Source organism: Marseilla massiliensis (assembly GCF_016899955.1).
GTDB classification, from domain to species: Bacteria; Bacteroidota; Bacteroidia; order Bacteroidales; family Bacteroidaceae; genus Prevotella; species Prevotella intestinigallinarum.
Genome location: NZ_JACJJL010000081.1, coordinates 1 through 1,220, shown reverse-complemented (window position 1 = coordinate 1,220; position 1,220 = coordinate 1). Strand labels below are relative to the sequence as shown.

At 37.7% G+C, this 1,220-nt stretch carries 1 protein-coding gene; it reads left to right on the top strand.

The genetic code is table 11. The features are described from left to right. A partial coding sequence (locus H6B30_RS15965; RefSeq protein WP_239484178.1) for an XAC2610-related protein occupies positions 1–1,064 on the top strand: 1,064 nt, incomplete at its 5' end. Positions 1,065–1,220: the final 156 nt, after the last annotated feature.

Genomic DNA, 1,220 nt, shown 5'->3' with positions numbered 1-1,220 from the left:
TTCTGTGTATATTGCTTTTACTCATGAATTTCTATTTGCTCCCAGCACAAAAAATGTTGGTTGCATTTACTATGGATAAACATCTTGAGGTCGGCGTTCCTGTATGCTATCTGGATGAACGAGGCGATACCATTGTACCATACGGCAGATACAAGTTCTGCCAAACGGATACCATACGAAACATAGGTTTTGTGTATGAGAACAAACAGAACGCACGGATAGTCTGTATAGACAATCAAGGCAAAGAATTGTTCTATGTGTTTAAATGTGACAACGGTCCCGATTATATCAGTGAAGGACTTTTCCGCATAATGGATGAGAACGGACTGATAGGGTTTGCCGATTCATTGGGCAATGTGGTTATTAAGCCTCAATTCAAATTTGCCACATCATTTGAAAACGGAAAAGCACAAGCCACAACAAGCGGGGACGCAATTAATGATGGAGAACATTCTTTTTGGAAATCAGATGAATGGCAACTTATTGATCACAAAGGCGATAAAATGATAAAATATGCGGCCATCAGAAGTGGTAGGAGTTTGAAAGGGTTGCAAATCACTATATTTGGTAAGCAAAGAAAAATTTCCCAAGAAATATCCTACTCATATCCTCCTGACATTGAATTTGCCAACAATCTCGATGTTTGGGTTAACTTACAAGACGTTAGTTTTGATGGTAAAGACGATATACTTGTCAATCTTGGTCAGTATGGCAATCAAATGATACAATATTATGATTGCCTTGTGTGGAATGAAACAAAGGGGCAATATTGTAAAGATGAAAGTTTTAGGCAGATAGAAAATCCACAAATAAACAACGACAAGAGATGTGTGTTTTCTTCATCGCGTATCTCGGCCGCATCTTACAGCTACAAACGTTTTGAGTTTATTGAAGGTCATTTTATTGAGACAGCCGCATTGACCCAGACTTTCAAAACATCTAAACAACCGCCTTTATTCACGGAAAAGCAATATATCAAAGGCAAGGGTTTGGTAACATTGCACAAAGATGTTTCAGTAGACAAGATAAACCGTGATTGGCTGTCAATCATTATAATGAAGTAACATCAAAAACAAGAAAAAAATGAAAATAAAAGTATTACTATCATTTATTAGTTTACTGGCTTTCCTCCCATTACAGTCCCAAGACATTGATTTCCCCTTATCGCAATCGGAAATAGAGAAGTATGAAAGCCGCGTTCGTATACAACGACTTCCCGA